The organism is Occallatibacter riparius (assembly GCF_025264625.1).
GTDB lineage: Bacteria > Acidobacteriota > Terriglobia > Terriglobales > Acidobacteriaceae > Telmatobacter > Telmatobacter riparius.
This window is the reverse complement of the sequence record NZ_CP093313.1, coordinates 2,398,832-2,417,531: the sequence shown is the minus strand read 5'-3', so window position 1 is coordinate 2,417,531 and position 18,700 is coordinate 2,398,832. Positions and strand designations below refer to the sequence as shown.

Annotated in this window: 18 protein-coding genes and 1 tRNA gene; 12 read left to right on the top strand and 7 right to left on the bottom strand. The window is 62.3% G+C overall.

The window, feature by feature from the left end:
* The first annotated feature begins 91 nt into the window (after positions 1 to 91).
* The 4 genes from MOP44_RS09615 (at position 92) to MOP44_RS09600 (ending at position 2,559) form a co-directional block, all read left to right on the top strand.
* A complete protein-coding gene (locus MOP44_RS09615) occupies positions 92 to 859 on the top strand; it encodes a multicopper oxidase domain-containing protein (protein ID WP_260795821.1) in 768 nt (255 codons plus the stop codon).
* A complete protein-coding gene (locus MOP44_RS09610; RefSeq protein WP_260795820.1) occupies positions 856 to 1,239 on the top strand; it encodes a multicopper oxidase domain-containing protein in 384 nt (127 codons plus the stop codon). Before MOP44_RS09615 ends, MOP44_RS09610 begins: the two co-directional genes overlap by 4 nt.
* A 59-nt stretch (positions 1,240 to 1,298) precedes the next feature.
* Positions 1,299 to 1,652 (top strand): ArsR/SmtB family transcription factor, encoded by a 354-nt coding sequence (locus tag MOP44_RS09605; RefSeq protein ID WP_260795819.1) that lies wholly within the window; start codon positions 1,299 to 1,301, stop codon positions 1,650 to 1,652.
* A gap of 157 nt (positions 1,653 to 1,809) precedes the next feature.
* Positions 1,810 to 2,559: an SDR family NAD(P)-dependent oxidoreductase gene (locus MOP44_RS09600; RefSeq protein ID WP_260795818.1), complete on the top strand. Its 750-nt coding sequence runs from the start codon at positions 1,810 to 1,812 to the stop codon at positions 2,557 to 2,559.
* Positions 2,560 to 2,625: 66 nt separating this feature from the next.
* Here MOP44_RS09600 and MOP44_RS09595 read toward each other — a convergent pair whose 3' ends face one another.
* From MOP44_RS09595 to MOP44_RS27845, 3 genes are all read right to left on the bottom strand, one after another.
* On the bottom strand, positions 2,626 to 2,832 hold the full coding sequence (locus MOP44_RS09595; RefSeq protein WP_260795817.1) for a hypothetical protein: 207 nt from the start codon (positions 2,830 to 2,832) through the stop codon (positions 2,626 to 2,628).
* 37 nt (positions 2,833 to 2,869) lie between these two features.
* Positions 2,870 to 3,010: a hypothetical protein gene (locus tag MOP44_RS09590; protein ID WP_260795816.1), complete on the bottom strand. Its 141-nt coding sequence runs from the start codon at positions 3,008 to 3,010 to the stop codon at positions 2,870 to 2,872.
* Positions 3,011 to 3,106: 96 nt separating this feature from the next.
* Entirely contained in the window at positions 3,107 to 4,177 is a 1,071-nt protein-coding gene (locus MOP44_RS27845; protein ID WP_313901059.1) for a bifunctional transcriptional activator/DNA repair enzyme AdaA, read from the bottom strand.
* Positions 4,178 to 4,640: 463 nt separating this feature from the next.
* On the opposite strand from MOP44_RS27845, the gene kdsB reads away from it, so the two are divergent.
* Positions 4,641 to 5,501 (top strand): 3-deoxy-manno-octulosonate cytidylyltransferase, encoded by an 861-nt coding sequence (gene kdsB / locus MOP44_RS09575; RefSeq protein WP_313901058.1) that lies wholly within the window; start codon positions 4,641 to 4,643, stop codon positions 5,499 to 5,501.
* A gap of 158 nt (positions 5,502 to 5,659) precedes the next feature.
* Here kdsB and MOP44_RS09570 read toward each other — a convergent pair whose 3' ends face one another.
* A complete protein-coding gene (locus tag MOP44_RS09570) occupies positions 5,660 to 6,274 on the bottom strand; it encodes a hypothetical protein (RefSeq protein ID WP_260795815.1) in 615 nt (204 codons plus the stop codon).
* Positions 6,275 to 6,471: 197 nt separating this feature from the next.
* Here MOP44_RS09570 and MOP44_RS09565 point away from each other — a divergent pair.
* Positions 6,472 to 6,548 (top strand) — tRNA-Met (locus tag MOP44_RS09565).
* A gap of 313 nt (positions 6,549 to 6,861) precedes the next feature.
* Here MOP44_RS09565 and MOP44_RS09560 read toward each other — a convergent pair.
* A complete protein-coding gene (locus MOP44_RS09560; protein WP_260795814.1) occupies positions 6,862 to 8,814 on the bottom strand; it encodes an EAL domain-containing protein in 1,953 nt (650 codons plus the stop codon).
* Positions 8,815 to 9,026: 212 nt separating this feature from the next.
* Between MOP44_RS09560 and MOP44_RS09555 the strand changes: the two genes are divergently transcribed.
* Together MOP44_RS09555 and MOP44_RS09550 are read left to right on the top strand one after the other, a co-directional pair.
* Positions 9,027 to 10,214, top strand: coding sequence for a S41 family peptidase (locus MOP44_RS09555; RefSeq protein ID WP_260795813.1), 1,188 nt, complete (start codon positions 9,027 to 9,029; stop codon positions 10,212 to 10,214).
* Positions 10,215 to 10,414: 200 nt separating this feature from the next.
* Entirely contained in the window at positions 10,415 to 12,988 is a 2,574-nt protein-coding gene (locus tag MOP44_RS09550) for a penicillin-binding protein 1A (protein ID WP_260795812.1), read from the top strand.
* A 12-nt stretch (positions 12,989 to 13,000) separates the two neighbouring features.
* Here MOP44_RS09550 and MOP44_RS09545 read toward each other — a convergent pair whose 3' ends face one another.
* Positions 13,001 to 13,918 (bottom strand): oxidoreductase, encoded by a 918-nt coding sequence (locus MOP44_RS09545; protein ID WP_260795811.1) that lies wholly within the window; start codon positions 13,916 to 13,918, stop codon positions 13,001 to 13,003.
* A gap of 155 nt (positions 13,919 to 14,073) precedes the next feature.
* Here MOP44_RS09545 and MOP44_RS09540 point away from each other — a divergent pair, with 155 nt between their 5' ends.
* The 3 genes from MOP44_RS09540 (at position 14,074) to MOP44_RS09530 (ending at position 15,963) form a co-directional block, all read left to right on the top strand.
* The gene (locus tag MOP44_RS09540; protein ID WP_260795810.1) at positions 14,074 to 14,634 is read left to right on the top strand and encodes a TetR/AcrR family transcriptional regulator; all 561 of its coding nucleotides are present in this window, start codon (positions 14,074 to 14,076) and stop codon (positions 14,632 to 14,634) included.
* A 9-nt stretch (positions 14,635 to 14,643) separates the two neighbouring features.
* Complete coding sequence (add, locus tag MOP44_RS09535; RefSeq protein ID WP_260795809.1) at positions 14,644 to 15,660, top strand: adenosine deaminase; 1,017 nt, start codon at positions 14,644 to 14,646, stop codon at positions 15,658 to 15,660.
* Between the two features lie 81 nt (positions 15,661 to 15,741).
* Positions 15,742 to 15,963: a hypothetical protein gene (locus MOP44_RS09530; protein WP_260795808.1), complete on the top strand. Its 222-nt coding sequence runs from the start codon at positions 15,742 to 15,744 to the stop codon at positions 15,961 to 15,963.
* A gap of 53 nt (positions 15,964 to 16,016) precedes the next feature.
* Here the strand turns inward: MOP44_RS09530 and tsaA are convergent, their stop codons facing one another.
* The gene (gene tsaA / locus MOP44_RS09525) at positions 16,017 to 16,466 is read right to left on the bottom strand and encodes a tRNA (N6-threonylcarbamoyladenosine(37)-N6)-methyltransferase TrmO (protein ID WP_260795807.1); all 450 of its coding nucleotides are present in this window, start codon (positions 16,464 to 16,466) and stop codon (positions 16,017 to 16,019) included.
* 114 nt (positions 16,467 to 16,580) lie between these two features.
* Between tsaA and mutL the strand changes: the two genes are divergently transcribed.
* Positions 16,581 to 18,641, top strand: coding sequence for a DNA mismatch repair endonuclease MutL (mutL, locus tag MOP44_RS09520; RefSeq protein ID WP_260795806.1), 2,061 nt, complete (start codon positions 16,581 to 16,583; stop codon positions 18,639 to 18,641).
* The last annotated feature ends 59 nt before the right edge of the window (positions 18,642 to 18,700 follow it).

Below are 18,700 nucleotides of genomic sequence, written 5' to 3'. Positions count from 1 at the left end.
TCCATCCCCATCCGTTCCCCTGTAACAGAACCGCACGTTGATTCTCCCGAGGGGCTCGCTCATGCGCTGCAAAAATCTTGCACTGAAATCTGTGTCTTCCCTGGCCCTCATCTACCTGGCTGCATCATCGCTCACGCTCAAGGCACAGGCTCCGCCGGAAACCGGAAAGACACGCACCTACTACGTCGCTGCCGACGAAGTGAATTGGGACTACGCGCCCTCAGGCCGTGACGAGGCCATGGGCATGGATTTCGATCCAGTGGCCAAGGGCTTCACAGAGTCTGGTCCGCACCAGATCGGCCGCGTTAACAAGAAGGCCGTGTATCGCGAGTACACCGACGCCACTTTCACGACTCTCAAGCCTCGCAGTGCTGAAGATCAGTACCTCGGCATGATGGGCCCCATCTTCCATGGCGAGGTGGGAGACACATTCAAAATCATCTTCCGGAACCATGCCACGCATCCGTACAGCATGCATCCCCACGGCGTGCTCTATGAAAAGGACTCGGAAGGCGCTGACTACAATGATTCGACCGCGGGGAAAGACAAAGAGGATGGCTGTGTCGCTCCCGGCGCAACCCATACCTATACCTGGCAAATCCCCGAGCGCGCCGGTCCAGGGCCGAGAGACCCCAGCTCCATCTTCTGGCTCTACCACTCCCATTGCGACGAGATTCGCGACGTCGCCTCAGGCCTGTTCGGCGGCTTCGTCGTCACGCGGCTAGGAGAAGCGCTGCCGGACGGACGCCCGAAGGGAATCGAGCACGAATTTGTCACGATGTTTATTGCAGTCAATGAAAATCAGAGCTGGTATCTGGACGAAAACATCCAGGCTCACTGCATGATCCCAAGGGTGTGAAGAAGGACGAACCCGGCCTGCTAACCGCGACAGGTTTCAATACGCCCGTCGCCAACACCGGGTTCATCTCCACGAACACCAAGTGGTCCATCAATGGCTACATCTTCGGCAACATGCCCATGATGACAATGCGCAAGGGCGACCACGTGCGCTGGTATGTAACCACTCTGGGCGACTTCAACAACGCACACACGCCCCACTGGCACGGCAATACCGTCCTCGTCGACGGCCAGCGGACCGACGTTCTAGCGGTTACGTCCGCACAAATGATCACCGCGGACATGAATCCCGATGCGGCGGGCATCTGGCTCTATCACTGCCATATCAGCGACCATATGCTGGCCGGCATGGTGGCGCGGTACGAGGTCAAGGCTCGCTAGCGGACAAGCCGGGGCTTGGCGTCCGCGCTGCGATAATCTGAATCCAATACCAAGAGCACATGACGCCAAGGGCCAAATCCGCTGCAAGTGAAACTCCGCAAGCCGGGAAAACGCCGCGCCTCACACGCGCGCAGCGCACCTCCATCCTGAAAGCACTCGCCGACCCCAAGCGCTTCGAGCTGCTGGAGCGCATTGCACGTTCGCAGTGCCCCCTCGGCTGCAGTGAAGCGATGGAGGCGCTGGCGATTGCCCCGGCCACGCTCTCCCATCACATAAAAGAGCTTCACACCAGCGGCCTCATCGACGTACGGCGCGAAGGCAAGTTCGCGTTCCTGTCGATAAAGCCTCATGTGCTGGAGGCCATAGCCGAAGGACTCGCCTCGCTGGCCCGGCCGAATTGCGGCCGATCCTGACAAGCCGGCGGGCCTGACTGGCTTCGCTAACACCGCTAACTCCGCCAGCCCCGCTAAAAATTCACAATCGTCCTGAATCCTTTCGCCACCGTCCGCAATCAATTCGACAGTTATCGAAATGTCGAAGAGATTCGGCAGTCGATCGAAGGAGAGAACGATGGGCAGCTTGAAGGGCAAAGTGGCATTGGTGACGGGCGCTTCGAAGGGTATTGGCGCGGGAATTGCGAAGGAACTGGCGGCGCGCGGCGCAGCGGTCGCGGTCAACTACTCCAGCAGCAAGGCTGAAGCGGAGAAGGTAGTCAAGCAGATTGAAGAAGCCGGCGGCAAGGCAATCGCGGTCAAGGGCAGCGTGGCCGATCCTGCAGCCATCGGGCCGCTCGTCGACGAAACCGCCGCGAAGCTCGGCCCGATCGACGTACTGATCAACAACGCCGGCATCTACGAGTTCGGTCCCATCGAGGCCGTCACGCCGGAGCATTTCCGGAAGCAGTTCGACGTGAACGTGCTAGGTCTGCTGCTCACGACGCAGGCAGCGCTTAAGCACTTCAACCCGCAGGGCGGCAGCATCGTCAACATCAGCTCGGTGGTGGTCGACGGCGTGCCGGGGGCGGCGGTTTACAGCGCCACCAAGGGCGCGGTGGATGCGATCACAGCCTCGCTGGCAAAGGAACTGGGCGCGAAGAAGATCCGCGTCAATTCGCTGAACCCGGGCATGATCGAAACTGAAGGCACGCACGCCGCCGGCTTCATCGGCAGCGACTTCCAGAAGGATACGGTCTCGCGCACGCCTCTCGGCCGCATCGGCCAGCCGCAGGACATCGCCACCGCGGCGGCATTCCTTGCATCTGAAGACTCTGCCTGGATCAACGGGCAGGCGATTCACGCGTCGGGCGGTTTCCGGCTGTAATCAGGAAGCAAGGAAGCAGGTAAGGCGCGGCCCCCCCGCGCCTGATTTGTCCGCGCCGCTCACCTTTCAGGGCTTTTCTGCCAGATGTTCGGGTTCTACACGTTGGTCAGCGGCTGGCGACGTAGGCCTCGCATGGTGATGACGCGTGCGGTGCGGAAAAGGCGGGCTGTCACGCAGCTGAAGCGGACCAAGCATGCGCATCACCAGCAGCGCACACATGCCGGCAAGCACAAGCACGAAGACAACCACAAAGATCACCACAAGGCCGGTCATCGGTTCTCTCCGTCAGGCGGGTTGCGCCGAAGCTGGATCAGCTGCGGTGCGTGCGGCGGCGGAGCGGATGATGCGCCAAGGCGGACACTCCGCGGATCATTCCCCAGCTCAGGGCTCCCGCGGTGCCGGCCAATATAACGATAAGCACAGCCGTAAACAAGATGGAGTAGCCGTTCATGGCAGACTCTCCTCTCTGTCGCCGTATGCGCGGCGCACTCATTCTAGTCCCGAATCGGCGACGCCGCGCAAATTTACAAACAGTGGGAACTCTGAATTACGAGCTGTGAATTCCTTCGGCCTCAAGCAGGCTCCGCTTGCGCTCCACGCCCCACCGGTAGCCGGTAAGCGAGCCGGACGCGCCAACCACGCGGTGGCACGGGACAAGAATGGCGACGCGGTTGGTGGCGCAGGCCCGGGCCACGGCACGGGTGGCGTTGGCATCGCCCAGATCGGCGGCAAGCTGCGAGTAGCTGCGGGTCTGGCCACGCGGAATCTGGCGCAGCGCCTGCCACACGCGTAGCTGGAACACGGTACCGCGTAGGTCGAGAGCGCTCTTCGAGCTGAGGGTTTCGCTTAGGTCGCGGCCCTCGCGCACAGAATCTAGCGCGGCGATCACCAACTCGGCGAGCGACGGATCGCGGTGGATTTCCGCCGCGGGGAACTCGTCGCGAAGGGTTTGCTCAGCGGCGGCTTCGGTGTCGGCCAGGGCCAGCCAGCAGAGGCCGCGTTCCGTGCCACCCACGATCATCCAACCGAAGGGAGAGGACGCCGTGGCGTAACCAATGCGCTCGCCGCGGCCGCCGGAGGCGAATTTGGCAGGCGTCATGCCGAGTGGATCGGCCTCGTAGGCGCGGCTCGATGAGTTGAAGCCGGCGTTGTAGATGGCTTCGGTGACGGAGGCTCCGTTCTTGAGCTCCGAACGCAGCGAGCCGGCGCGCAGAGCGCGCTGATACTGGCTGGGGCTCACGCCCATGGCCTGCTTGAACGTGCGCTGGACCGTGAAGGGGCTCTGTCCCGCGACGCGTCCGAGTTCGTCGAGGCCCACGCGGCGATCGAGGTTGGCCTCCAGATGCTTGCGAACCTGATCCAGAGAGTTGCCGCGCGCAGCGCTGGGTTTGCAGCGGAGGCAGGCCCGAAAGCCTGCAGCCTGCGCGTCCCCGGGCGAGGCGAAGAAGCGGACATTCTCGCGCAACGGGCGGCGGCTGGTGCAGGCGGGGCGGCAGAAAACCCCCGTCGTGAGCACGGCGTAAAAGATGGTGGCCTGCGGGTCGCGGGCGAGGACCTGCGCCCAGGCAGATTCGGTATCAATGGTCGGCTTGGCGGCGGGCTGGAGTGTCGTGTTCATGTGCTGATGTTCGCGCCAATCGCGGACGCGTACACTCCGATTCTTGCGGGTAATTCCGATTGTAGGTGTTCCGGTGATCGAGTGGTCAGGTGGTCATGATCACTTCGCCGCACCTGAGAATGAACGAACAGCTGTTATCCCCCATACGATTCAGCTCCCGCGAGGTCCCCTGGCCCCGGCTAACTGAAGACTGGCAACTGAAAACTGCCTCTCACACGTGACAGCCGTCACGGACACCAGTTCCGAAACAAGCTAATCTCATCCCACAGGTGGTATTTCGTCTGGACCTCTCACCCGCTCACGAAAAGAGCGAAAGTTTACTAGAAAATTAGCTACCCCTCCCCCCTGTTTTTACTTCTCCTTATATTCGCTTTTTAGGTCCAAATTTTGGACAAGCAATTCAATATGATGAACTTAGCAATCTACAAAATATCATAGGCAAAATCTGGACAGCAAATCACCGATGTTAGGTAGTAGTAAACAGAAGAAGCCATCGCAGCTCTCGCCTCCTCTCTCCTTCAGTGTTCTTGGCCAGCCGACTTGCGCAAGCCGCCCGAAGACCTGCGCCCGCCCTTCTACAATCAATCCCATGACCACCGTCGCCGGCATCATTCCCGCGCGCCTTGGCTCCACGCGCCTCAGCCGCAAGGTCCTTCGCACCATCGCCGGCCGGCCCATGGTCGAATGGGTCTACCGCGCCGCCGCCGAGTCGGGCGTTATGAACCCGGTCCTCATCGCTACTGACTCTGAAGAAGTTGCCGCCGCTTGCCGCGACCGCAAAATTCCTGTCGAGATGACCTCGCCCGACTGCGCCTCCGGCTCCGACCGCGTGCGCGAGGTCGCCGCCCACCTCCCAGCCGACATTTACGTCAACATCCAGGGCGACGAGCCCACGCTCACGCCTGACTTCTTTCCCCCGCTGCTGGCGCTCTTCGATCGCCCTGAAGTCCATGTCGCGACGCTTGCCGTCCGCTGCGCCCCCGAAGATATCGCCAATCCCAACGTCGTCAAAGTCGTCACCGCCGCCGACGGTCGTGCGCTTTATTTCTCGCGCTCGACTATCCCTTACGACCGTGATGCAGCAGGGTTTATCGGCTACCGCAAGCACCTCGGCATCTACGCCTACCGCGCTGCGGCCCTCGAGCGCTTCGCCGCCCTGCCGCCCTCGCCTCTGGAACAAATCGAGCGCCTGGAGCAGCTTCGGCTGCTTGAACACGGCATCGACATCTACGTCGCCGCCGCGCCCCACGATACCATCGGCGTCGATACCGAAGAAGACCTCGCCCGCGCCGAAGCCGTCCTGCTCAGCCGCCGCGCGGTATGAATCTGGCTCTAAAAGCGAAAGTCCCGCTCAGGGGGAGAGCGGGACTTGAACAGGGGCCCGAGGGAGAGGGCTTGCACTTATTGGGATGCCTGCGCCTGTCAGGATGGTTGCTCCCCTCTGCAAAAAATTGGCGTGTGAGGAAATCGGTCCGACAGGCGCTAGCGACGGGTTTTCTTGGCGCGCTTTCCGGCGCGGCCCGGCGACTTTTTAGTCGCCGTCGCTCTTTGAGGCTTTCGAGAGGCTCTTCCGCTCTTCGCTGGCGGGTCGGGCGGTGGTGGAATGAGGGACACGTTGGCGGCGCCGTATTTCTTCTCGAGCTTCCGCAGGACTGAAGCGTAGGCCTCGCCGGGGACGGTGATCTGAACCCGCAGAGCTGTCAGTGGATCTCCACTGGAGTCGGTCTGGAGGCATCGGCAGCCGATCACCCAGTACTCCTGCTTCTCCCCACCGTTGGGATTGCGGCCGATTTGTTTGTAGTTCTTATTGACATCGGCTTGCGTGAGCATCCCCTTGTAAGGGCTTTTCGCGGTTGGATCAGGCGCTGCGGGGAAGTATTCCTCGTCCTTGACCTCATCATCGGTGATTCCGGAGTTGTGGTGGCTAACCACGATGAAACACTGGCAGGAAGCGCCGGTGGGCGGACATGGAGCCGTAGCGTTCGAGACGCACTGGTAGACCATGTTGGCCGGTTTGCCCGGCTTGCCGGGGATCAGGCTCGGATTCGGTTTAGTCTCATCGCACACGCCCTTGGAACACCGCTTGTAGATGGCCATATTCCCCCTCAGAGTTGAAATTGCTCACCATCATAAGGCTGTTTCCGATTGATTTGGCCGAAAAAGCTTTAGATACGGTGAAGAGAGGGGGCGCAGGGTGTGGCGAGGTTTGACCTCGCATGCGCCGAACCGTATCATCAAGACTTGACGCATAGATGTAGGCCCGCCGCCCTGGCGGGTTGGTGCGTTTCTCCTCGGGCGGAGTAGCTCAGATGGTTAGAGCGACGGATTCATAACCCGTAGGTCGACAGTTCGATCCTGTCCTCCGCCACCAAGCATTGCATGCAGCAGATGCTCGCTTCCCGCTCACAGAAGGTCCTCATCTTTCATGAAGAAGGCTCAGACCGATTTGTCGGCTCATGGGCGCTTTGCCGGCGTTGGATATTCCCTGCGTGATCGCCGATTGCCTCCACGAGCTTCCGTGAGGAACAAGCCATTCGTGGATAGGCGTCATCCAAGAAAGCGCTTGCGTGGGAGGTGGTACAGCATGATTGCTATCGGAGGTATCGTTCTTTTGGTCATTGTTGTTGCGGTGGGATTTCTGCTGATGCGGCGGCGCTAACGCTATCCGGCAGATCGCACCGGGCTCAGGCGCCGCGGACCATCATCATGCCGCCGACGATCTTTTGCTGGTCAGAGAAGATGGGGCGGCTGGAGACATAGAGGTGGGCGAGGGATCCGTCGGGCTGTCGATGGAGGACCGGGAGTGACTCAAGCCGGTCCCCGCGCAGAATGGAGCGCGCAAGGGGGTGTTCTTCCATAGTGAAGGCCCGGCCGTGCTCATCGAGCAGGCCCATGCAGACATACTCGTCGAGCCTCTGGCCGGGGAAGGCGCAGTTGCCGAAGAACTGATGTGCGCAGGCGTTGACCTTGAAGATCACTCCGTCATTGCCATCGGCCAGAATCATGCCGACAGGCATAGCGTCGAGGGCGATGTTCAGCTCTGACTCGAAGAATGCGCACTCGGAGCTGATCTCTTTCCGGGGCACGATGGGCTCCACCACTCCATAGATCGAGAGGATGCGGCCCTCGGCATCGAGACGCGGTGAGCCGCGCGAACGCATCCAGCTCCAGTCCTCGCCGGGGCGGCGGACGCGGTATTTGACGTCCACGGGAAGATGAGTGTGCAGGCCGTTCCGAATGGCATCGCGGGTGGGTTCCACATCGTCCGGGTGCAGCATGCGGAGCCAGCCATCGCCCATGGCTTGGTCGATAGGCTGGCCAGTGAACTCGGTCCAGCGGGAGCTAGCATCCACCACTTTGCCGTCTCCGTCGAGCACCCAGGGGACGTTCGGAGATAGGCTGATCCAGTGGCGGTAGTGGTCCTCGCTGCGGCGCAGGGCCTCCTCGGTGTTCTTCTGATCGCTGATGTCCATGATGGCGACCGAGACACCGAGGACGTCTCCGGCCTCGTCGCGCACGGGGTGATAAGAGAGCATGACGGTCTGGGGCTGAGACCCGGGAGTGCCGGGCGGCTTGGTGACTTCGACCCCGTTTGTGGCCTCACCTTGAAGGGCGCGGCGAATGAATGGCTCGACGGACGGAAAGATGTGCGGAATGACCTCCTCGACGGAGCGGCCGACGTGGGCAGCAGCGGGGACGCCGTTCATCTCGGCGAGTTGCCGATTGAGATTGACGTAGCGGAGATTGCGATCGAGGAAGCAAAGACCGACCGGGGCGCCGTCATAGATGGCCTGGAGCTGCGCAAGGCGATGGGCGGGGACGGCGTCACCCTGAAAGCGGGACGTGCTCTGAGTACCGTCAAAAGAGGCCGGGAGGCTGTCCCAGTGGGGGCGGGCGAGGATAGCAGGCAGTTCGCCGGCGGGTACGGGATGTCCGAAAAGCCACCCCTGGGCGAGATCGCAGGAGAGCCAGCGCAGCATTTCCGCCTGCGCTGAGTCCTCGACCCCTTCGGCAATCGTCATGAGTCCGAGGCTCTGGCCAAGGCCGACGACCGACGCCACAATCTTGCGGCATTCGCGGTCGGTGTCCATGAATCGCACGAAGCTGCGATCGACCTTGAGCTCGTCGAACGGCAGGGCCTGCAGGTGGCGAAGGCTGGAGTAGCCGGTGCCAAAGTCGTCGAGGGCCAGACGGCACTGGAGGGATTTGAGGTCCTGGGCTACCGAGGTGGCGCGGGGCAGGTCGTCGACCAGCGCGCTTTCAGTGATTTCCAACGTGAGGCGATCGAGAGGGAACTTCCAGGCACGGGCAAGGGTTTCAAGTCTCGCGGGGAGGCCCGCGTCGAGCAACTGGGTGGGGGAGAGGTTGACGGAGATCATGAGGGGGCGCCCCGTGAGGGAGAGAGCGTCAAAGGTCTTACCGAGGAGTTGGTGGGTGAGGGTGTCGATGAAACCGGAGTGCTCGAACGCGGGAATGAAATCGTCGGGCATGACGAGGCCGGAGTGCGGCGATTGCCAGCGCGCAAGCACCTCGAAACCGGCGAGTTGGCCGGTGCGGAGCTCGACGAGCGGCTGAAAAACAGGAAAGAACTCGCCAGCTTCGAGGGCGCGCAGTATTTCGGGCGCGTCGGGGGTCACGCAGACACTTTACCCCGGTTACGTCGTGAATGTCATGGAGTGTTTGGTTTTATCAGTTGTCTGCCGGTGGGGTAGCTGGAGACAGCGAGTCTTTCGCCTGCGGCTCAGGATGACAAAGATGTGGTTGGTTGCGGTTGGGCAAGGGAAAAAACGACGGTTGGAGTATGATTGCGTCTATATAGGAAGTGGCTTCCCTGGCCGCTGAGGTGTTTGTGTCTCGACTCTTTCAACGACTGATCTTTGTGCTGGGCGCGGCGGTGTTTGCGGCACTGGGCCTGGGCTTCGCCCTGGGCGAGCTGGGATGGTTCGGCGTGCATGCCGGCGGCGAACAGGACGGCGCGTATAACCAGATCCACGTATACCAGCAGGTTTTGCGGCGGATCCAGAGCGACTACGTAACGGATCCGAATATGACGACCGTGACGACGGGCGCGCTGCATGGCTTGCTCGAGAGCCTGGATTCCGACTCGAGCTACTTGACGGCGACCGAGTACAAGATCTGGAAGGAACGGCCGACGACGGGCGTGGCGCAGGTTGGCATTACGGTCTCAAAGCGCTACGGGTACGCGACGGTGGTGAATGTGCTGCCGGGGTCGCCTGCCGACCACGAGCATGTTGCCGATGGCGATGTGATTGAGGCAATTGGCGATACGTCGACGCGGGAGCTGTCGCTGGCGGTGATCCGGCTGATGCTTGAAGGCAAGCCGGGCACGAACGTGACGATCACGCTGGTGAAGCCGCGCAAGCCCGATCCTGACAAGCTGACGCTGACCCGGGCAATTGTTCCTGAGCCGGCGATGGGCGAGCAGCAGTATTTGGATTCGAGCGTTCTCTATCTGAAGCCCGTGGTGATCAACAACGACCGGATGGACCAGCTTGCGGCCAAGATCAAGGCCAACAAAGGCAAGAAGATTGTGCTGGATCTGCGCGACACGGGCGGCGACGAGGAAGCGGGCCTGCGCCTGGCGAACTTCTTCGTCGAGAAGGGCACGCTGGCGTCGCTGGAGGGGCAAAAGTATCCCAAGGTGACGTTCGCTGCCGATGCGTCGAAGTTCCTGACGAATGCGCCGCTGGTGGTGCTGGTGAACCGCGGATCCTATGGACCTGCAGAGCTTGCGGCCTCGGCGATTGAGTCGGCGAAACGCGGTGACGTGGTGGGCGAGCGGACGTTCGGCGAGGGATCGGTGCAGAAGACGATCGACCTGCCGGATGGCGCGGCGCTGCTGCTGACCGTGGCCAAGTACCAGGGTCCGGATGGGAAGAAGATCCAGGACGAGGCGGTGAATCCGAATGTGCAGGCGGGGACGAATCCCGATGGGGACATTCAGGACGAGACGCCCGACAAGGACGACAAGTCGCTGGATAAGGCGCTGTCGATTCTGAAGAGCAAGAACAGCTAGCACCTGCAAGAAAATCAAAAGCCCCGCGTTCGCATGAGCGCGGGGCTTTCGTGTGTCTGAGGGAACCGTCTTCCCGCAATTGCACTCGGAGGTACCGGGGTGCGGTTTGTCACGGTTGGGGCGCCGAATGCGTGGTACGCTCTGAGGTATTCAGCATTCTCCACTCGCTCGCAGAGAGATTGCCTTGAGGCGAGACGCGCTTGGCTACCCCCATTCAATATGTAGAAGAACCGCAGACGCTGGGCCGAAGCCATCGGCGCGAGCCTGATCCTGAAGACAAGCCGGTTAAAGCGCCCAAGAAGCCGCGGGCGCAAAAACCGCGCCGCAAGCTGGCGGGCAAGGCGGCGCTGGCGATCCTGATAGTGCTCTCAGTGGTGACGGGCTCGCTGGCCGGGTTGACGCTGGTGTACTCGTCGGATTTGCCGCAGATCGAGGACCTGGAGCGGTACCGGCCTTCCACTACAACCGATCTTTACGACCAGAAGGGCCGGGTGATCGGCGCGTTCGCACTGCAGCGGCGCATCGTGGTGAACTACAACGACTTTGCTCCCATTCTGCGTAAGGCTGTGGTTTCCATCGAGGACAAGGACTTCGAGTCGCACGGGGGGATCAACTTCTGGCGCATCTGGGGCGCGGCCTGGCATGACATCCGCAGCAAGGGGCGGGCGCAAGGGGCATCGACGCTGACCATGCAACTGGCACGCAACCTGTTCTTCTCTGCGGACCTGGCCCGCTCCGTGAGCGGGATGCGGAAGATCCAGGAAGCATTCCTGGCCATCCAGATTGAGCGGACATTCACCAAGGAACAGATCTTCACCCTGTATGGAAACCAGATTTACCTGGGCAGCGGAATGTATGGATTCGAAGCGGCCAGCCAGTTCTACTTTGGGGCGCATGCGAAGGATTTGACGCTGACCCAGGCCGCGCTGCTAGCCGGGCTGCCCAAGGGGCCGTATGCCTACTCGCCGATTCTGAACCCGGAGAAGGCGCTGAAGAGGCGCAACCTGGTGATCAGCGAGATGGAATCGGATGGACTGATCACGCATGCCGAAGCCGGAGCCGCGCGCGGAACCGGTCTGGGACTGAAGCTGACGCAGCCCGAAGGGTCGGTGGCTCCGTGGTTCCAGGAAGAGGTGCGGCGCGAGTTGGAGAAGCAGTTCGGGAGCGAGCAGGTGCACGAGTCCGGTCTGCGAGTGGATACCACGCTCGATCTCGATCTGCAGAAGACGGCGAACCAAGCCGTGCTGGATGGGGTGGCAACGTACGAGCGGCGGCACGGGTGGAACGGCAAGCTCGACAACGTCATCGCCGATGGCAACGACATGGAGAGCTACAAACATCCCGACTGGGCGCTGAAGTATAGCCCCGGGGACTATGTGCATGCCGTTGTGACTTCTGTGCTGCCGACGATGGTGCGGGCGCGGATCGGGTCGGAAGAAGTGTTTATGCAGCCGGCCGACTGGCAGTGGACCGGGCAGCGCTATGCGGATGCGCTGTTGAAGCCGGGCGACGTGATCTACGTGCATCTGCAGGATGGGTTTGAGGGCGGGGGGCGCAAGGCGACGCTCGAGCAGGATTCCGGCGCGCAGGGCGCGCTGATGATGATGGACAACACCACGGGCGATGTTCTGGCCATGGTGGGCGGGCGCGATTACTCGGTCAGCGTGTTCAACCGGGCAACGCAGGCGGAGCGGCAGACGGGATCGAGCTTCAAGCCGTATGTGTATACCACGGCGGTGGAAGACGGCGTGAAGCCGGATGACGTGATCGTCGATGGGCCAGTGAGCTTTGGCAGCTACACGCCGCACAACTACGAGAACGACTACAAGGGCGCGATGACGATTACGAACGCGTTCGCGGAGTCGCGGAACATTCCGGCCCTGAAGCTGGCGGCGCGCGTGGGCATTCACAAGGTGATCGACATGGCGCACCGGTTCGGCGTCACGTCCAACATTCCGGCGTATCTGCCTGTGGCGCTGGGTGCTGCGGAAATCACGCTGGAAGAGCAGGTGGCGTCGTACTCGGTGTTTCCCAATGACGGGATCCGCGTGCAGCCAAGGCTGATCCGCAAGGTATCGAATGCGGACGGGATCACCCTGTGGGAGGATCCGCCGCAGGTGAAGGAAGTGATCAGTCAGCAGACGGCGCGAACCATGATGACGCTGTTGCGGGCAGTGACGGCGCACGGTACGGGCGCAGCGGCCTCGCAGTTGAATCACCCGCTAGGCGGCAAGACGGGAACGACCAGCGATTACACCGACGCGTGGTTCCTCGGTTTTTCGCCGTCTGTCACATGCGGCGTCTGGGTGGGATTTGACAGCCGGGAGTCGCTTGGAGAGAAGGAGACGGGGGCCAAGGCTGCGCTACCCATCTGGATGGCGGTGATGAAGCAGGCCATCGTGGGCAAGGACAACGAGAAGTTCCTGGGCGACCAGGGAGAGCAGAAGGCTCCGCTGCTGCAGGCTTCGGCCGCAGGTGCGGCCGCGCCGGTGAAGACTGGAGCGCGGCCTAGTATGAGCAAGCCGGCGGCCATGGCTGGAGCCGCTGCGGCGCCAAGACCGCCCGTGGCTGGATCGGGTGCGAAGACGGTGACAGCTGTGCCGGCGCAGGGTGCGCCGAAGACGGTGAATGCAGCACCTTCGACGAAGCCGGGTGTTGTTCCAGCGCCGAGGCCGCCGGCGGGTGGGCCCGCGGTGCGGCAGGCATTACCCGCCGCCAGTGTGCCTGCGAAGGCGAAGCCGGCGGTTAAGCCCGCGCTGCATCCGGGGCGGTAGCACAGGCGTCCGTCAGTGCGCGCTGGCGGTCGCCAAGTGGAATTCCGCGCGCACGGCATCCTTCGCTACGTCGTCCAGCTTCACGAGCAGATCGTCAGACAGACGAAGTGCCGCCGCCGCCAGGTTCTCGCGCAAATGGACGCGCGTCGAAGTGCCCGGAATCAGCAGGATGTTTGGCGAGCGCTGGAGAAGCCGCGCGAGCGCCACCTGCATGGGCGTCGCGCCAACTTCGGCGGCAACCTCGTTCAGCGTCCCTGATTGCAGGGGCGAGAATCCGCCCAACGGGAAGAACGGCACATACGCGATTCCCTCCGCGGCCAGTTCGTCGATGAAGGCATCATCCGCACGGTTCGCGACGTTGTAGAAGTTCTGCACGGTCACGACCGGCGCCACCTTGCGCGCCTCCACAAACTGCTCGCGCGACACGTTACTGAGGCCGATGTGGCGGATCTTACCCTGCTGCTGCAGCTCGGCCAGCACCTCCATACCGCCGACCATCGACGAGCCATCCGGAGTCATCAAGCCGCTGCCGCGCAGGTTCACTACGTCGAGCGCGTCCACGCCCAAGTTGCGCAGGTTGTCCTCAACCGACTGGACCAGGAGCTCGCGATCGAGACTCTGGATCCACTCGGCATTCGGCCCGCGCTTTGCGCCCACCTTGGTGACCAGCGTCAGCCCGGCCGGATAGGGGTGCAGCGCCTCGCGCAGAATCTCGTTCACCACGTGCGGACCGTAGAAGTCCGATGTGTCGATGTGGTTCACACCCGACTCGACCGCCTCACGGACCACCGCGATCGCTTCGGCGCGGTCCCTCGGCGGGCCGAACACCTGCGGCCCCGCCAGTTGCATTGCGCCATAGCCCATGCGGTTCACCGTCATGTCGGTTCCCGGAAACGTGAACACGCCACCCAGCTCATTCGTCTTCGTCATTGCAAATCCTCTCGGAAGCCGGCTTATTTGCCTGCCGCTTGCTTCCGGTGTTTTGATGAAGGAACCTTCAGGTTTGGAGTTCGCATTTGCCCCGCGCCGCAGCACCACTTCTGGACCCGCGAAAAACGCCTGTGCAGGCTCGCTCCACTGCGACGGTGGATGCCATCCTGTCCGCAACTGTTCAGGTTTTGCTCGCCGTCGGGCAGGAGAACCTGACCACCACGCGGGTCGCCGCCCGTGCCGGGGTATCGGTGGGAACGCTGTACCAGTACTTTCCTAACAAGCAGGCGCTGCTAAGGGCGGTCCTGGAGCGGCACCTGGGCGAGGTGGTTTCCGCGGTCCAGCGTGCCTGCCTGGAACACCACGGCCGGCCGCTGGAGGAGATGGCGTCCGGGCTGGTCAACGGATTCCTCGACGCCAAGCTGAAGAATGTCCGCACCAGCACCGCCCTTTACGCGATCGCCAATGACGTGGACGGCGCACGGATAGGCCGCGAGATGGCTAGCCGCGCCTGCGACGCGGTCGCGGGGATGCTCGCCACCGCGCCCGTCCAGTTCTGCACCGAACCGCTACGCCTGGCCGAGATGCTCTACGGCGTTTTCACGGGCACCGCACGGCGGCTGATCGAGTCGCCCGCGCCGCACAAGCTGCAGGAATCGTATCGCGCTGAGCTGATCCGCCTGGCCGCAGCTTATCTGGCCGCGTCAGCCCGATAAACTTGTCTCATGAACGACGTTGCGGATTTCATCCGCCGCCTTCCCAAAGCTGAGCTTCACCTCCACCTCGAAGGCACAATCGCTCCGGCCACTCTCGTCGAGCTGAGCCAGCGGCATGACCGCGAGCCGCTGACGCAGGCTGAGGCCGAAGCGCTTTACCGCTTCCAGGACTTCTCGGGGTTCCTCGACGCATTCAAGGCGGTCACCAACCGCTTGGTCGGGCCGGCAGACTACGAACTCGCAGCCTGGCGCATGGCCCAGCGGCTCGCCCAGCAGGGGATTGTGCACGCCGAGGTTTACATCTCAGTCGGCGTCATCTACGTCTGGCGCAACCACGATCCGGAGTGCTTCGAGCCGATCTTTGCAGGGCTGGAGCAGGCCCGTGTCCGGGCACAGCGGGAGCTTGGAATCTCCCTCTACTGGATCTTCGACGCCGTGCGGCACTTCACGCTCGAAGAGGCTGCTCGCGTCTTCCGCAAGGCGATCGAGATGCGCTGCGAGTACACGTCGATCATTGGCATTGGTCTCGGCGGCGACGAGCGCCGCTGCGGGTCGGAGCCGTTCCGCGAGCTGTATGCCGAGGCCAGGGCCGCTGGTCTGCGGCTGACCAACCATGCCGGAGAGACCACCCCGCCTGAGGCGATTCGAGAAGCGCTGGCTATCGGTTCCGAGCGCATCGGGCATGCGCTGTCGGCTGTGCAGGACTCCGAACTTCTCGAGGAGTTGAAGGTACGGAGTACTCCGCTGGAGCTGAATCCAACCTCTAATGTCCGGACCGGGGTCTGCGCCTCCTGGGCGGAGCATCCGCTGCGCCGCTACTTCGATCTGGGGCTGCTGGTCACGCTCAACTCCGACGATCCAGCCTTCTTCGGATCGGACCTGGAAGGCGAGTATATGCTGGCGCACACCGAACAGGGATTCACCCGCGACGAACTGCGCCGGCTTGCATCGAACTCGATAGAGGCGAGCTTTCTTCCCGAAGTGGAAAAGGCTTCCTGGACGGCCCGTATCGAATCAATCGGGTAAACAAATCTTCACATTGCGGGTCTAAGGCCCAAGGCCGCCATGCAAACATGTGCGGTATCATTCTTGACAAGGAAGGTGCCCATGGCGAACGAGCCCGAAATGGAAGCGACCATCGAAAGGATCAGCGAACACAAGGCGTTACGCGCCATCGGATGGTTCTCTGTGGGCATGGCAGCGGCCAGTCTTGGGATCTTCCTGGGCTTCGAATTGCGCAGCTGGTACAAGTTCAAGAAGCGTACGCCTTACGACTTCTATCCGCATTCGGATAACAGTGCGGCGGCTGAGTACGGGGTTGGAATTTAGAGCTCGTAGTTTTCAGTTCATAGAAAATGCCGCCTGCGGGCGGCATTTCTGTTTCAGGCCTTAGCCTTCGATTCGGCGGCGTCGAGCCAGCCGCGGCGCAGCTTATCGGCTGCGATTCCAGAGAGATACGGCTTGATGTCGAGGATCGCCGTGCCTTCGAGCATGTCTACGCCTCTTACACGCAGCCTGTTTCCTTCGCGGCCCAGCAGCTCGACTACGGTCAGCCCGAGGGGATTTGGACGGAACGGGGAGCGGGTCGCGAACACTCCGTGGGGAATGCCATCGATCGGGGTGGGCCCCACCAAAGCCGCCGTCTCGGAACGGTCGAACACCCAGATCACGAAGAGGTGCGAGAAGCCCTCGATGTCCTGGAGGCCTGCCTCGAATTCCGGCAGGATTTCGAGTTCGCCCTCGGCATCGTGCTTTGCGCCTAGTCCTCTGGGAACGGCGGTGGTCTGGCTGTAGGGGCTGCGAACAAATCCGATCGGCTTTGGCGTGAACATGGTGGGGTCTCCCGAAGTCCATCCTATCGCCTGCTCCCGATTCCGATTCCCTGCTCCTGGTTTCCAGGGTTTTGCCGCCGTTTCCCACCGGGACGTGCGTTAACCTGATCCTTCATGGGGCGCATTCGAGTACTTTCTGACCAGGTGGCCAACCAGATCGCCGCGGGCGAGGTGGTGGACCGGCCCGCGTCGGTGGTCAAGGAGCTGCTTGAGAACTCGCTGGATGCGGGGGCGAACCGTATCCGCGTGGAAGTCGAGGCGGGCGGGCGCAAGCTTATTCGTATCGCCGACGATGGCTGCGGCATGAGCCGGGACGATGCGCTGCTGGCTTTCGAGCGCCATGCCACCTCAAAGCTACGCACCGCCAACGACTTGCTGTCGATCGCCACGCTCGGATTCCGCGGCGAGGCGCTGCCCTCGATTGCGTCGGTTTCGCGGGTCACCCTGGAGACGTCGACCGGAGAGCCGGAGGAGACGGGCACGCGGCTCGAGATTGCCGGCGGCAACATCCTTCATGTTGACGATGCGGCTGTTCCGCGCGGCACGACTCTCTCCATCGCCGATTTGTTCTTCAATACGCCGGCGAGACGCAAGTTTCTGCGGGCGGAATCGACTGAACTGGCTCACGTGACAGCGCTCGTGACGCATTACGCGCTGGTCCACCCCGAGAAGCACTTCGAGCTGGTTTCCTCGAGCCACACGCTGGTGTCGGCACCGCCGGTGACCCGCACGGCTGAGCGGATTTATCAGATTTTCGGGAAGGAGACGCTGGCCCAGCTTCTGCCGGTGGCTGCCGAGACCAAGCTCGATCGTGCCGGACTGCCCGAGCCGCCTCCGTGGAAACGTGACCCTGATGAGCCGGCCCGCGATCCTGGACAGCTCCGGCTGTCTGGCTTCTACTCGAAGCCCGAGCTGCAGAAGCTGAACCGCAATTCCATCTATATCTTTGTCAACAAGCGGCTTATCCGCGACCGGCTGCTGCTGCACGCCATCACCGAGGCCTACCGGAACGTGATTCCGCCGACGAGCTATCCGGTGGTGCTGCTGTTTCTGGAGATGCCGCCGGAAGAGGTTGACGTCAACGTGCATCCGGCCAAGACCGAAGTGCGCTTCCGCCAGCAGAACCTGATCCACGATTTCGTGCGCGACAGCCTGCGGACGGCGCTCATCAAGGCGCGCCCCGCTGCTGGATTTTTAGCTGCGCTTGATTCTGCGCCGCTGGCCAGCCCGACGCTGATGCCGCCGTCGACTTCGCCGATTCCGGGGGAGCCTGGAGCGGATGCGCCACCGCCCGAACCTGACTCGGAGCCGATCGTGGCCGGAGAGGCCGACACTGAGCCCTTTTCCCTGACGCCCAGGACTGCTTCGGCAACTCCGGTTCGGCTGCCGTTCGAGCCGGGAGGGACCCGGCCAGGCGGCTTTGCCGTTGCGGGCGGACTGGCGGCTACCGCCGCGGCCCTGCTGGATGGTGAGGGTTTTCAGGTCGCGATGGAACCTGATGCAACGCTCGCAGATTCAAGCGCTTCCGCAGCACTCGCCACCGCCCAGATCGAAGCCGAACAGGCCGCGCAGAACCTGAACCACCTCGGCTCGCTGAAGGCTCTCGGGCAGCTTCGTGAGTCGTTCATCCTGGCCACGGGGGAGGACGGACTGTGGATTATCGACCAGCACGTCGCCCATGAACGCGTTCTGTTTGAGAAGATCCTGCGCGAGCGCAACGTAGAAAATGTGCAGCGCCAACGGCTGCTGATGCCGCTGCTGGTAGAGCTCAAGCCGTGGCAGATGGTGGTATTCGCCGAGATCGCGGATGAGCTGGAACGCAATGGCTTTGAGGTTGAGCCCTTCGGGCCACAAACTCTGGCAGTGAAGGCGGCCCCGGTGGGACTGGACGGAACCAGGCTCGAAAGGATGCTCACCGAGGTGATCGAACAGTCGTCGCCGCGCGCGGAGCAAGACCAGCGGAATGAGGATCTTAGATCGTTGAAGACGCGTATCGCGGCGTCCATCGCATGCCACTCCGCGATCAAGGTGAATACACCTCTTGACCCGGCACGTATGGACTGGCTATTGTTGGAACTTGCAAAGACGCAGCATCCAACAAGCTGCCCGCATGGACGTCCAATCGCTTTGCTGTATTCTTGGAAAGAGATCCAGCGGGCCTTTCACCGTATCTAATACGTAGCGGAAAGGTGGCAGCCCTACCCCCCAGGGGGGCGGGAGGCCCGGCGGTAGCC

Coding starts and splice junctions, on each gene's coding strand:
- mutL (WP_260795806.1), top strand. CDS start 16,581: ATGGGGCGCATTCGAGTACTTTCTGACCAGGTGGCCAACCAGATCGCC.
- MOP44_RS09545 (WP_260795811.1), bottom strand. CDS start 13,918: ATGACGAAGACGAATGAGCTGGGTGGCGTGTTCACGTTTCCGGGAACC.
- MOP44_RS09590 (WP_260795816.1), bottom strand. CDS start 3,010: ATGAACGGCTACTCCATCTTGTTTACGGCTGTGCTTATCGTTATATTG.
- MOP44_RS09600 (WP_260795818.1), top strand. CDS start 1,810: ATGGGCAGCTTGAAGGGCAAAGTGGCATTGGTGACGGGCGCTTCGAAG.
- tsaA (WP_260795807.1), bottom strand. CDS start 16,466: ATGTTCACGCCAAAGCCGATCGGATTTGTTCGCAGCCCCTACAGCCAG.
- MOP44_RS09570 (WP_260795815.1), bottom strand. CDS start 6,274: ATGGCCATCTACAAGCGGTGTTCCAAGGGCGTGTGCGATGAGACTAAA.
- kdsB (WP_313901058.1), top strand. CDS start 4,641: ATGTTAGGTAGTAGTAAACAGAAGAAGCCATCGCAGCTCTCGCCTCCT.
- MOP44_RS09605 (WP_260795819.1), top strand. CDS start 1,299: ATGACGCCAAGGGCCAAATCCGCTGCAAGTGAAACTCCGCAAGCCGGG.
- MOP44_RS09595 (WP_260795817.1), bottom strand. CDS start 2,832: ATGACCGGCCTTGTGGTGATCTTTGTGGTTGTCTTCGTGCTTGTGCTT.
- MOP44_RS09530 (WP_260795808.1), top strand. CDS start 15,742: ATGGCGAACGAGCCCGAAATGGAAGCGACCATCGAAAGGATCAGCGAA.
- add (WP_260795809.1), top strand. CDS start 14,644: ATGAACGACGTTGCGGATTTCATCCGCCGCCTTCCCAAAGCTGAGCTT.
- MOP44_RS27845 (WP_313901059.1), bottom strand. CDS start 4,177: ATGAACACGACACTCCAGCCCGCCGCCAAGCCGACCATTGATACCGAA.